A 12,112-nucleotide genomic window follows, 5' to 3' on the forward strand; every position below is an offset into this window, starting at 1 on the left:
GGGCGGTTGTCAATGGGCGGACGTGGGGTTTTCCACCGGTTGCCGCGTCAGATGATCACCCCGGCCAGCGCCGGGGTCTGCTCCAGCGCCTCGGCCACCACCGACAGGACCCAGCGGGTCTCGGCGACGTCGGCCGCCGCGCCCAGGCACAGCCGCAGCGCCTCCGGCACCGGATCGCCGACCGCGAAGGTGTCGCCGACCACGGCGGCGATGCCGCGCGTGCGCAGATGGGTGGCGAACTCGCCCCGCGTCCAACTCGGCGGCAGGCGCAGCCAGATGTGGAAGGACTCAGGACCGCCGGCGAAGGAGCCCGGCGGCAGCAATTCGGCGGCCAGGGCTTGGCGCTCCACCGCCTCCTCGCGCACGGCGGCGAGCAGCGCGGCGGCGGCGCCCCCGGCGATCCAGCGGGTGGCGATGGCGCAGGTGATCGGCGAGGCCATCAGCGTCGTCGCCCGCAGCGCACCGGTCACCCGCATGGCCTGCCGCGCGTCGGGTGCCGCCACATAGGCCAGCCGCAAGGCCGGGGAGAGGCATTTCGCCAGCCCGGCGATGTGGAACACCATGTCGGGCGCCAGGGCCGCCAGCGGTGGCGGGCCGTCCGTGACCAACCGGCCGTAGATGTCGTCCTCGACGATGCAGACGCCGAACTCGCGCGCCACGGCGATGACCGCCTCGCGGCGCTCCAGAGGCATGGTCGCCGTCGTCGGGTTGTGCAGGGTCGGCATGCAGTAGAGCAGCTTCGGCCGGTGCTTCTCGAACAGCGCACGCAACGCCAGCGGGTCGAGCCCGTCGCGGTCCATCGGCGCACCGACCACCGTCAGGCCGAGTTGCCGGGCCACCGCCTTGAAGCCGGGATAGGTCAAGGCCTCCGCGCACACCCTATCGCCGGGGCGGGCCAGCGTGGTCAGCAGGGCCAGCAGCGCGCCCTGGGTGCCGGGGCACAACGTCAAACGGTCCGCCGTGAGGCCGGGGATGCGGTCGCGCAGCCAGAGCAACCCCGCCGATTTGTCCGCCGCCGCGCTGTCGGTGCCGACGCTGTCGGGGTAGCGCAGCAGGCAGTGCGGATCCATGTCCGCCACCGCCTCGGCGGCGTCGCGGCGGAGCCGGTCCATCAACTCGGGCCGGTCGGGGATCGGCGGCTGGTTCATCGTCATGTCGACGAAGGCGGCACGCGCCCCCTCGCGCCGGACCGACGGGGCGGGACGCGCCACCGGGGCCGGATCCGCCGAACGCGCCGGGCCGCGTACGAAAGTCCCCTGCCCGACATGGGCATCGACCAGCCCCCGGCGGCGGGCTTCGCCGTAGCCCCGGCTGATCGTGGTGAAGTCCAGGCCGATCCGCGCCGCCAGCGCGCGTTGCGGCGGCAAACGCTGGCCGGGCGACAGACGGCCTTCCCGCACGTCGTCGGCGATGGCGTCGGCGATGGCGATGTAGGCCGGCTTGTCCCTGCCACCGAGGCGGGGCGCCCAATCCTCGTGCCCCGTCCTGTCCTGTTCCGCTTGCATGGAAGCCCCGATCCACCGGTCCATCGTCTTGAACCGGCGTTATTTGACGGCGCCCGACCCCGATGCGCAAGCACCGGAAGCGGGGATCGCCGTTGTTTCCGCTTCGACCAACCGGGCCTCGGCCGCCTTGTGGATGTATTGCGCGCAGACAATCCATCCTTTCAGCGGCCGCAGCAGGGCAAGGCACCCGATCAGCAGCAGGGGCAGCGAGGTGACGAAATGCACCCACAGCGCCGGCTCGAACGACACCTCCAGCCAGCCGGCGAAGGCGACTACCGGGAAGCTGACGATCGACATCACGAAGAAGGCCGGGCCGTCCGCCGGGTCGGCGAAGGAGAAGTCCAGCCCGCAGTCCCGGCAGCGTGGGGCCAGCGTCAGGTATCCCTGGAAGAGAGGCCCCCGACCGCAGCGCGGGCAGCGGCACCGGATGCCGGTTTCCATCGGCGAAAGGCCGGGGGTGGGCGTGGCGTCGGTCATCGGAGGCTTTCCTTCAGTCAGGGGGCCTTGTCGAAGGCCCTTCGGTCAGGGAGCGAGAAAGACGCTGTCGTGGCGGGCGCCGCCGCCCTCGGTCCGCACGTCGAAGGTCACCGGGGTCGAGGCCGGGGTCCGGTCGGTTTCCGGCAGGCGGGCGTAGACCCGGTAGGTGGCGACGGCGCTGGGCGGCGCGGTCAGGGTCAGGCCGTCGGCCTCCCCGGCTTCGCCGGCCACCGCCAGACGGGCGCCGTCCAGACCGCCGAGCGTCAGCCGGTAGCTCCGCTCCGTGCGGGTCATGTTGGAGATCTTCACCGTGTAGGCGTTCTGCACCCGACCGTCGGCCAGCCGGACATAGAGCGGCGCGCGGTCGCGCAGGATGGCGATGTCGGCGCTTGGCTTCATCAGGACGCCGATGGCCATCAGCCCGGTCACCACCACCATCAGCAGGATGTAGACGATGGTGCGGGGGCGCAGCCAGCTCGTGCGCGGCGGTTCGGCGCCCACCGCCTTGGCGGCCTGGGCGGCGCCGGTGTCGAACAGGATCAGGTCGGTTGGCTTGCCGATGCGGAGCATCACGTCGTTGCAGGCGTCCACGCAGAGGCCGCAGCCGATGCAGTCCATCTGCAAGCCGTCGCGGATGTCGATGCCGGTCGGGCAGACATGGACGCATTGGCCGCAGTCGATGCAGTCGCCCATCCCCGCCGCCTTGCGGTCGGCGTCGGACTGGCTCTTGCGCAGCGGCGCCCGGCCCTCGCCGCGCCATTCCTGGTAGGTGACGACCTTGCTGTCCTCGTCGATCATCGACGCCTGGATGCGCGGCCACGGGCAGGCGTGCAGGCACATCTGCTCGCGCATGAAGCCGGCCATCAGGTAGGTGGAGCCGGCGACGATCAGGATCGACCACACCGCCAGTTCCGGCGCCTCGAAGCGCAGCATCTCCGCCGTCAGCGTCGGCGCGTCGGCCAGATAGAAGATGCCGGACGCGCCGGTGACCAGCGCGATCAGAATCCAGGCGGCGTGCTTGACCGTCTTGCGGGCGATCTTGTTGGCGGTCCAGGGCTGGTGGTCGAGCCGGATGCGCTCGCCCCGGTCGCCTTCGGTCAGCTTCTCGACCCAGACGTAGAGGTCGGTCCAGACCGTCTGCGGGCAGGTGAAGCCGCACCAGACGCGCCCGGCCACCGAGGTCGCCAGGAACAGCCCGACCGCCGCCAGGATCATCGCCCCGGTCATGTAGTAGATGTGTTGCGGCCACAGCTCCAGCCCGAACAGGTAGAAGCGCTGCTCGCCCAGGTCGAACAGCACGGCCTGGTCGGCGATGCCCGGCCCCCGGTCCCAGCGCAGCCAGGGCAGCAGCACGAACAGGGCCAGCAGGGCGATGCCGAGCCACGTCTTGATGCGGCGGTAGCGGCCCTTCACCGATTTCGGGTGGATTTGACGGCGCGAGACAAAGAGCGGGGCCGGCTTGGCCTCGGCTGTGCCGTCCTGAAGGGGCAGCACGCGCGCGGGTCCGCCCAAGCGCGTCAGGGTGTTCGGCATGGCGATTCGATCCCGGAAAGGGCGGTGCGGTGAAGGGCGGTCCCGGCTTGGCCGGAGCCTTGCGCGGCGGCACCCGCACCGCGAGACCGCCGTCAATCATCGGGATTTGTTCTACGCCGATTGACTGCAATCATCAAGCGGATTGAATGCGTCAATGCGCCGCAATCCTATCGATTTATCCATACAATAACGGATTGATGGAGGGCTTGATGGTGGGGTTGTCTTGAGCGGGCCTACCCAGTGCGGGAAGGGTTGCCCCCTCCCTAACCCTCCCCCGCCTTCGGCGGGAGAGGGAACTCCGCCGAGCCTCGACAAGGATCCGGCCCCCTCTCCTGCCAAAGGCGGGGGAGGGATGGGGAGGGGGCAGGCGTGGCTGAACCTGCAGAGGTTCAGCGCGCGCGCAGGCCCAGACGCGCCAGCTTCTTGTAGAAGGCGGCGCGCGAGATGCCGAGCAGCCGCGCCGCCGCTTCCGCCCGCCCGTTGCTGGCCGCCAGCGCCCGGCCCAACAGGTCGCGTTCGAAAGCGTCGTAAGCCGCGTCGTAATCCAGAGGCAGCGTGGACGGCACCGGCAACGCCTCGGGGACCGGACGGGGAAGCGGCGTCGGGCGGGACGGCGTCTGACGCGCGGCCAGACGCACGGTGGGCAGCGCCTCGGCCAGATCCTCGACGGTCAGGCGCAGATTGTCGGTCAGCAGGCAGGCGCGCTCCAGCACGTTGCGCAGTTCGCGCACGTTGCCGGGCCAGGGGTGGCGGCTCAGCGCCTCCACCGCCTCCGGGGTCAGTCCGCGTCCGGGCAGCCCGGTGCGAGCGGCGATCTCCTGGAGGATCGATTCGGCGATGGCCTCCAGGCCGCCGCCAAGCTCCGACAGCGAGGGCAGCTGGATCGGCAGCACGTTCAGCCGGTAATACAAATCGGAGCGGAAGCGGCCGTCCTGGATGCGCTGCTCCAGATCGACGTTGGTCGCCGCGATCACCCGCACGTCCACCTTCACCGGCCGGTCGGAACCGAGCGGCTCGATTTCCTGCTCCTGGAGGGCGCGCAGCAGCTTGGCTTGCAGCCCCATCGGCATGTCGCCGATCTCGTCGAGGAACAGGGTGCCGCCGTCGGCGGTCTTGAAGCGCCCTTCCCGCCCCCGCCGGTCCAGCCCGGTGTAGGCGCCGGGCACCGCGCCGAAGAACTCGGCCTCCAGCAGCGTGTCGGGGATCGCCGCCACGTTGACGCCGACGAAGGGACGGCCGGTGCGCGCCGACAACCCGTGAATGGCCTGGGCGATCAGCTCCTTGCCGGTTCCGGTCTCGCCCAGAAGCAGGATCGGCGCGTCGGTGCGGGCGGCGAGCCGGGCCTTGCGCTTGACCTCCAGGCTGGGCGCGCAGTCGCCGACGTAGCTTTGCAGCGTGTAGCGGGGCTGCCGCCGCTCGTCGAGCCGGCGCTTGGTCGCCGCCAATTCGGCCTCCAGCCGCGACAGCTCGGCCAACAAGGGCTTCAGCCGGTGCAGACTGTCGTAGAGGACGAAACCGACCGCCCCGATCACCCCGCCCTCGTCGTCGGTCAGGGGAAAGCGCGAGACGATCAGGCGCTGCGACCCGAACAGCATCAGGTCCAGCAGGATCGGCTGGCCGGTGGAGATGACCTGACGCATCTGCGAGTTGGGGATGATCTCCTCCACCTCGCGGCCGATGGCTTGGGCGGGGTCGGGAATGCCCAGCATGCGGGCGTATTTGGCGTTGATCCAGATAACTCGGGCGTCGCGGTCCACCGCCACCGTGCCCTCGGACTGCTTGTCGAGCGCGTCGAACAGCGACGGCATCGCGCGTCCACGCAGCATGTCCGCGCCGCCCCGGAAAGCGCCGGTGAATCCACCCGTCTCGTCGCTCTCGAACACGCCCGTCCGCTCCCCGTCCGCCGCCCGGTGCCAATCCGCCCGCATCATGCCGGGTTTTCCCCGGAGCGCACGCCGATTCTGGAGATGCGGCCGGAGAGCGCAGCCTGGACGGCGGAGGTATCCCATGGGTCGGCCGCATGCCGATGACCGCCTGTGCTTCGGACCAGTGGAAAGAGGCCCCGCCGGGGACGCCGCTGTCCGTGTGGCAGAGGACCCGCGACGGGTCGGGATTCCCTGTGTTGTCGGCACCGTGGTTCACAAACACGGAGGAAAAAACCATGGCGAATCAGCACGAAGGACACGGCAAGAGCGGCCAGCAATCCGGCGGCAACTTCAAGAACGATCCGGAACGCGCGGCCGAGGCCGGGCACAAGGGCGGTCAGGCGTCGGGCGGGAATTTCAAGAACGACCCGCAGCGCGCCGCCGAGGCGGGCAGCAAGGGCGGTCACAACGTGGCGCCCGAGGACCGCAGCTTCTCCAAGGACCACGAACTGGCGGCGGAGGCCGGGCGGAAGGGCGGCCAGAACGTCGCGGCGGAGGATCGCAGCTTCTCCAAGGATCATGAACTCGCCGCCGAGGCCGGCCGGAAGGGCGGGCAACACAGCGGTGGTGGCAATCAGGGTGGCGGCGGCCACCAGGGTGGAAGCGGCGGCCAGGGTGGCGGCAACTTCGCCCAGGACCGCGACAAGGCGGCGGAAGCCGGCCGCAAGGGCGGTGAGCACAGCGGCGGCGGCAACCGCCGCTAAGATTTCTGACAGTCTCCGTTAAGGCAAGGCGCCGGCCTTTGCTTCCATGTTTCCTTGCGGGAAATGGGAAGGAGAGGCCGGCGTTTTCGCGTCCGAAGACTTTAAGTCGTCACAGCTTGAACCAAAGGGTGGGTCCGAACGTATAGGTCATGGCAAAAGACCAACGAACGCCAGGGAAACCGCCGCCGCCATGATCACCGTCCACCATCTGAACAATTCGCGCTCGCAGCGCGTCCTGTGGCTGCTGGAGGAGTTGGAGCTTCCCTACGAGGTCGTCCGATACGAACGCGACCCGGCCACCATGGCGGCGCCGGCCAGCCTGCGCGCCGTCCACCCGCTGGGGAAATCCCCGGTGGTCGTCGACGACGGGCTGACCATCGCCGAATCCGGCGCCATCCTGGAATACATCGTCGGACAGCACGGCCACGGCCGGCTGCGCCCGGCCCCCGGCACGGCCGAGCGGCTGCGCTGCACCTACTGGCTGCATTACGCCGAGGGGTCGCTGATGCCGCTTCTGCTGCTGAAGCTGGTGATGGACCGGATGGGGCGCCCGCCGATGCCCTTCCTGCTGCGCCCGCTGGCCCGGCAGATCGGCCGGGGAGTCACCGGCGTCATGGTGACCCCGCGCCTGACCCAGCACCTCGACTTCCTGGAGGAGAGCCTGAAGAACGCCCCCTGGTTCGCGGGCGAGGAGTTCAGCGTCGCCGACATCCAGATGAGCTTCCCCATCGAGGCCGCCGCGTCGCGCGCCGGACTGAACGGGTCGCGCCCCTGGCTGATGGCGTGGTTGGAGCGCATCCACGCGCGCCCGGCCTACCGCCGCGCGCTCGACCGGGGCGGCCCCTACGCCTACGCCTGACGGCCCGTCCGGGGTGGGCGTCTGCGGCGCGTCCGGCGATCCGCAGGACGTCTGCATTTGATACATTCCGATGCAGGGCCGTTCTTGCGCCCCCGCACCGACTCGGGCCATGCTGGCGGTCGATCCGTCGCGCGCTGCGCCGGACCGTGTCGTTTCGGAGCCGTCTTGACCCCTCGCCGACGCTTTCCATGCTGACCCTGCCGGCGGTGCTCCTTCTGGGGACGGTTCTGATCACGCTTCTGCTGGCCCGGCAGAGCTGGCGGCTCCCGCCCTTTCCGGGGCGGGTGAACTTCCTGGCGATGCAGCTCTCGGCGTCCTGGTGGGCGACCGCCGCTGCCGCCGAGACGCTGGCCCTGTCGCCGACGACCAAGCTGTTCTGGGCCAAGATGGCCTGGACCGGCATCGTCGGCGCCCCCAGCTTCTGGTTCCTGTTCATCTGGTCCTACATCCACGGCGAGGTGTCGGCCCGCTGGCGGCAGGTTCCCATGGTGATGGGGCTGGTGACCTGGGGCATGGCGATGACCAACGACTGGCACCGCCTGCTCTACGCCTCGGCCCAGCCCATCGGCGGCGAGCCGGGGGCGGCGCTGTCCTACGTCCACGGCCCGTGGTTCCTCGCCGTCACCATCTACCTCTACACCTTCATGGTACTGAGCTTCGCCGTGACCGCCAGCGGCATCGGCCGCGCGGCCCCGGCGCACCGGGCGCATTACGTCGGGTTCCTGCTCGCCGTGGCGGTGCCGTGGGTGGCCAACATCGGCTACGTCACCAGCAACGTCGTCCTGTTCGACATCGACCCGACACCCTTCAGCTTCCTGATCACGGGCATCGTCTTCTACTGGCTGATCGCCCGGCGGCGCCTGTTCGAGCTGCTGCCCATCGCGCGCGGCGCGCTGCTCGACGCGGTGCCCGACCCGGTGCTGGTGCTGGACGGCGACGGCACGGTGGTCCAGGCCAACCCGGCGGCGGAGTCCCTGGTCACCTCTCCCGGCCGGCTGATCGGCCGCCGCCTCGACGGCGTTCCCGAGATCGGTCCGGTGCTGGTGCCCCAAGCCCTGGCGGAGCCCTCGGACGGTCCCGCCCCCCGGCTGGTCCAGGTCGGCAACGGGCCGCAGGCGCGCGAGTTCGAAGTGACGCGGGTGCCGCTGAGCTACGACGGGCGCAGCGTCGGCCAACTGCTGCTGCTGCGCGACGTCACCCTGCGCCGCCGGATCGAGGCGCGGCTGCACGACACCGTGCGCACGCTCGACACCGCCCGGCAGGAGGCGGAAACCCTGCTGGCCGCCGAGCAGGAGGCCAAGCGCGCCCTGAACAGCTTCCTGTCGATGGCCGCGCACGAGTTCAAGACGCCGCTCGCCATCATCGACGGGTCGGCGCAGATGCTGCTGCTGGACGCCGAGGCCAAGGCCCCCGCCATGATCCCCCGGCTGGAGAAGATCCGCCGCGCGGTGCGCCGGCAGGTCGGCATCCTGGAGACCTGCCTCGCCGACGACCGCTTGAGCGACCCGTCCCTGACCCTGCGCCGGGACGACATCGACCTGCCCGCCCTGCTGCGCGGCGCCGCGAGCGCCCAGGCCGACGGGGCGACCGACCGCCATCTGGAACTGGAGCTGGAGGACTGCCCGCCGCGCCTGTCCGGCGACGCGTCGCTGCTGGAGCTGTGCGTCCACAACCTGCTGAACAACGGCCTGAAATACTCGCGCCCCGGCGGCCGCGTGGCCTTGCGCGTCTGGAGCGAGACCGGAGAACCCCGCCCGATGGTCCGGCTGTCGGTGACCGACCAGGGCATCGGCATTCCGCCGGAGGAGGTCGAGCGGGTGTTCGACCGTTTCTACCGCGCCTCCAACGTACGCGGCGCGGCGGGCAGCGGGGTCGGGCTGAACATGGTGCGGCGCATCGCCATTCTGCACGGCGGCGGGGTGCAGGTGGAAAGCCGGCTGGGCGAGGGCAGCCGCTTCACCCTGTCGCTGCCGCTGGGGACGGAGCCCCGCGCGGCGGTCATGGCGGTCTCGCATTCGGGGTAGTTCGTTCGGGCGATAGTTTCTTGCAAAGAAAACTGGGGCCGGGGAATATTCACGCTCCCGACACCAGGACCTCCGCAACATGAGTGCTGAACGAGACCCCACCGTCGCCCTGCCGGTGCCGAACCCCCGCGTGCCCCTGGCCGTCGAGGAGATCCTGGTCGCCGCGACCATGGCCGTCGTCGCGGCGATCACCTTCGCCAACGTGATGCTGCGCTACTTCACCGACATGTCCTTCGCCTTCACCGAGGAGTATTCGATCGCCCTGATGGTGGTCATGACCTTCCTCGGCGCCTCGGCCGCGACGGTGAAGGACCGCCACATGCGGATCACCTTCCTCACCTCCAAGATGACGCTGACCAACCGGCGCCGGGCGGAGATCTTCGCCATGCTCTGCATGGTCGCGATGTACGGGATCCTGGCCGTCTACGGCGCCTGGTCGACCTGGGACGACTACCGGTTCGAGGTGACCTCGCCGGCGCTGGGCCTGCCGCAGTGGATCTACACGATCTGGCTGCCGCTGCTGTCGGTGGTGGTCGCGCTGCGGGCGGGTGGGCGGGCGATCCGCGTCGGACGCGGAATCGACCGTCTGGAGGGCGAGGCGTGATCACGGCCCTGCTGTTCGGAAGCTTCGCGGTCATGCTGCTGCTGGGCGTGCCCATCGCGGTGGCGCTCGGCCTGTCGGGAACGGCGACCATCGCCTTCGCCCATCTCGGCGTCATCTCGGTGCCGACCAGCGTCTACACCGGCATCGCCAAATACCCGCTGCTGACCATCCCGATGTTCGTGCTGGCCGGCACCATCTTCGACCGCTCGGGCGTGGCGCAGAAGCTGGTGCGCTTCGCCACCGCCATCATCGGTCAGGGACGCGGGGCGCTGGCGGTGATCGCCGTGGTGGTCGCCATGATGATGGGCGGCATCTCCGGCTCCGGCCCCGCCATCGCGGCGGCGGTCTGCGGCGTGATGGCCCCCAGCATGATCCGCGCCGGCTACCCCCGGCCCTACATCGCCAGCGTCATCGCGGCGGCGGCGGCGACCGACATCCTGATCCCGCCCTCGGTCGCGCTGATCATCTACAGCGTGCTGGTGCCCCAAGCCCCGGTGACGGCGATGTTCGCGGCCGGCATCATTCCCGGCACGCTGGCCGGTCTGGCGCTGATCGTGCCGACCCTGTGGCTGGCCCGCCGCTACAACCTGGGCGGCGACCAGTCGCACGAGCCGCGCCCGCCCTTCTGGCGCAGCCTGTGGGACGCCTCGCTGGGGCTGTTCGCCAAGGTGCTGATCCTGGGGGGCCTGCGCTTCGGCATCTTCACGCCGACCGAGGCGGCGGTGATCGCCGTGGCCTACGGGCTGCTGCTGGGCATGGTGGTCTACCGCACGGTCAAGTTCCGCGACCTCTATTCGATGATGGTCGAGGCGGCGGAGATCTCCGCGATCATTCTGACCGTCATCGCGCTCGCCAGCGTCTTCGGCTGGGCGATGAGCACGCTGTCGATCATCGACCCCATCGCCAACGGCATCGTCAATCTGGAAATCGGCGAGTACGGCGTGATGGCGCTGCTGATGGTCATGCTGATCGTCATCGGCACCTTCCTGGACGGCGTGTCGACCTTCATCATCCTGCTGCCGCTGCTGATCCCGATCGCGATGAACTATCATTGGGATCTGGTGTGGTTCGGCGTGCTGCTGACGCTGAAGATCGCCATCGGCCAGTTCACCCCGCCGATGGCCGTCAACCTGATGGTGACCTGCCGGATCGCCGGCTGCACCATCGAAAGCACCTTCCGCTGGGTGCTGTGGCTGATCTTCACCATGTTCCTGACCCTGGCCGCCGTGGTGGTCTGGCCGGAACTGGCGCTGTGGCTGCCCCGGCGGATGGGGTTCTAACTGGGGGAACTGTGGGAGGTGAAGCGGCCGTTGCCCCCTCCCCATCCCTCCCCCGCCTTTGACGGGAGAGGGGGCCGGATGGCTTGTCGGCGCTCAGCGGCGGTTCCCTCTCCCGCGTTAGCGGGGGAGGATTGGGGAGGGGGCAACCGTGGCCTCCCTCCCCTCACAAACTCCCCAGCGCACGGGCGATGTCGCGGCTGGTGAGATGCAGGTTCACCGCGACGCCCAGCCCGCGTCGGGCGATCTTCGCCGCCGCCGCCCGATCGAAGGCCGAGCGGTGTTCGGCAAAATAAGCCAAGCAGTCGTCCGGCGTGCCATCCCGCCCAAGCAGCGTCCGGAAGGCCAGCCGGTGAACCGCACAGAACCCCTCATGCCCGGCGGGATGAAAGGCCAACGAGTCAATGGCCGGACGCCACAGGGCATCGTCGTCCGTCCCCCCGCCCACACTCACAGGTCGCCCAGCCCCGACAGCAGGAGGCTGATGGCCAGCGCGGTCATCACCACCCCGATCAGCGTGTCGAGCACCCGCCACGCCACCGGCTTGGCGAACAGCGGGGCCAGCAGCCGCGCGCCGTAGCCCAGCGACAGGAACCACGCGAAGGACGCCGTCATGGCGCCGCCCGCGAACCAGACCCGCTCGTCGACCGCGTAGCGCCCGGCGATGCCGCCCACCAGCACCACCGTGTCCAGATAGACGTGCGGGTTGAGGAAGGTGAAGGCCGCGACGGTGGCGAGCGCCCGCCCGAGCGGCAGGTTGGCGGCGCCCTCGGCGCTCAGGCTTTGCGGCTTGAAGGCGCTGCGGAACGCGCGCAGGCCGTAGATACCCAGGAAGACGGCTCCCCCGAAGGCGGCGCCCCGCAGCAGAAGCGGGCTGCTCGCCACCAGACTGCCGAAACCGGCCGAGCCGGCGGCGATCAGAGCCGCGTCGCTCAGCGCGCAGAACAGAACCAGCGGCAGCACGTGGCGCCGGACCAGCCCCTGGCGGAGAATGAAGGCGTTCTGCGCGCCGATGGCAATGATCAACCCACCCCCCAGGGAAAACCCCTGGACGGCGATCCAGAACAACGAGGACATGGACAAACCTCAAGCGGAGACCGCCCGCGTCGCGGGAACGGCCGGAGTCGGGAAAAGCGGAGAACGAAAGCGCCGTCAGGCTCGGCGGCGGCTGCGCTTTTCCAGATAAGCGGCGACGATGAGGGTC

11 protein-coding genes are annotated in these 12,112 nt (G+C 69.9%); 5 read left to right on the forward strand and 6 right to left on the reverse strand.

The window, feature by feature from the left end:
* Nucleotides 1–47: 47 nt before the first annotated feature.
* The 4 genes from EJ913_RS16025 to EJ913_RS16040 all read right to left on the reverse strand — a co-directional run bounded on the left by EJ913_RS16025 (nt 48) and on the right by EJ913_RS16040 (nt 5,446).
* The gene (locus EJ913_RS16025) at nt 48–1,505 is read right to left on the reverse strand and encodes an aminotransferase-like domain-containing protein (RefSeq protein WP_126999622.1); all 1,458 of its coding nucleotides are present in this window, start codon (nt 1,503–1,505) and stop codon (nt 48–50) included.
* Nucleotides 1,506–1,544: 39 nt separating this feature from the next.
* Nucleotides 1,545–1,982, reverse strand: a complete 438-nt coding sequence (locus tag EJ913_RS16030) for a DUF983 domain-containing protein (protein ID WP_126999624.1) — start codon at nt 1,980–1,982, stop codon at nt 1,545–1,547.
* Between the two features lie 45 nt (nt 1,983–2,027).
* Nucleotides 2,028–3,515 carry a cytochrome c oxidase accessory protein CcoG gene (gene ccoG, locus EJ913_RS16035; protein WP_126999626.1) on the reverse strand — a complete coding sequence of 496 codons (1,488 nt, stop codon included), beginning with the start codon at nt 3,513–3,515 and terminating at the stop codon, nt 2,028–2,030.
* A 389-nt stretch (nt 3,516–3,904) separates the two neighbouring features.
* Complete coding sequence (locus EJ913_RS16040; protein ID WP_238520333.1) at nt 3,905–5,446, reverse strand: sigma-54 interaction domain-containing protein; 1,542 nt, start codon at nt 5,444–5,446, stop codon at nt 3,905–3,907.
* A 230-nt stretch (nt 5,447–5,676) separates the two neighbouring features.
* Here EJ913_RS16040 and EJ913_RS33025 point away from each other — a divergent pair, with 230 nt between their 5' ends.
* The 5 genes from EJ913_RS33025 (at nt 5,677) to EJ913_RS16065 (ending at nt 10,911) form a co-directional block, all read left to right on the forward strand.
* A complete protein-coding gene (locus tag EJ913_RS33025) occupies nt 5,677–6,144 on the forward strand; it encodes a con-10 family general stress protein (RefSeq protein ID WP_126999628.1) in 468 nt (155 codons plus the stop codon).
* A 190-nt stretch (nt 6,145–6,334) separates the two neighbouring features.
* Nucleotides 6,335–7,003, forward strand: a complete 669-nt coding sequence (locus tag EJ913_RS16050) for a glutathione S-transferase (RefSeq protein WP_126999630.1) — start codon at nt 6,335–6,337, stop codon at nt 7,001–7,003.
* 188 nt (nt 7,004–7,191) lie between these two features.
* Nucleotides 7,192–9,027, forward strand: a complete 1,836-nt coding sequence (locus tag EJ913_RS16055) for a sensor histidine kinase (RefSeq protein WP_126999632.1) — start codon at nt 7,192–7,194, stop codon at nt 9,025–9,027.
* A gap of 79 nt (nt 9,028–9,106) precedes the next feature.
* Nucleotides 9,107–9,631 carry a TRAP transporter small permease gene (locus tag EJ913_RS16060; protein WP_126999634.1) on the forward strand — a complete coding sequence of 175 codons (525 nt, stop codon included), beginning with the start codon at nt 9,107–9,109 and terminating at the stop codon, nt 9,629–9,631.
* Entirely contained in the window at nt 9,628–10,911 is a 1,284-nt protein-coding gene (locus tag EJ913_RS16065) for a TRAP transporter large permease (RefSeq protein ID WP_126999636.1), read from the forward strand. Before EJ913_RS16060 ends, EJ913_RS16065 begins: the two co-directional genes overlap by 4 nt.
* 163 nt (nt 10,912–11,074) lie before the next feature.
* Here EJ913_RS16065 and EJ913_RS33030 read toward each other — a convergent pair whose 3' ends face one another.
* Both EJ913_RS33030 and EJ913_RS16075 read right to left on the reverse strand, forming a co-directional pair.
* Nucleotides 11,075–11,209 (reverse strand): hypothetical protein, encoded by a 135-nt coding sequence (locus tag EJ913_RS33030; RefSeq protein WP_280531379.1) that lies wholly within the window; start codon nt 11,207–11,209, stop codon nt 11,075–11,077.
* 149 nt (nt 11,210–11,358) lie between these two features.
* Entirely contained in the window at nt 11,359–11,985 is a 627-nt protein-coding gene (locus tag EJ913_RS16075) for a LysE/ArgO family amino acid transporter (RefSeq protein WP_126999638.1), read from the reverse strand.
* Nucleotides 11,986–12,112: the final 127 nt, after the last annotated feature.

The organism is Azospirillum doebereinerae (genome assembly GCF_003989665.1).
Classification (GTDB): Bacteria; Pseudomonadota; Alphaproteobacteria; order Azospirillales; family Azospirillaceae; genus Azospirillum; species Azospirillum doebereinerae.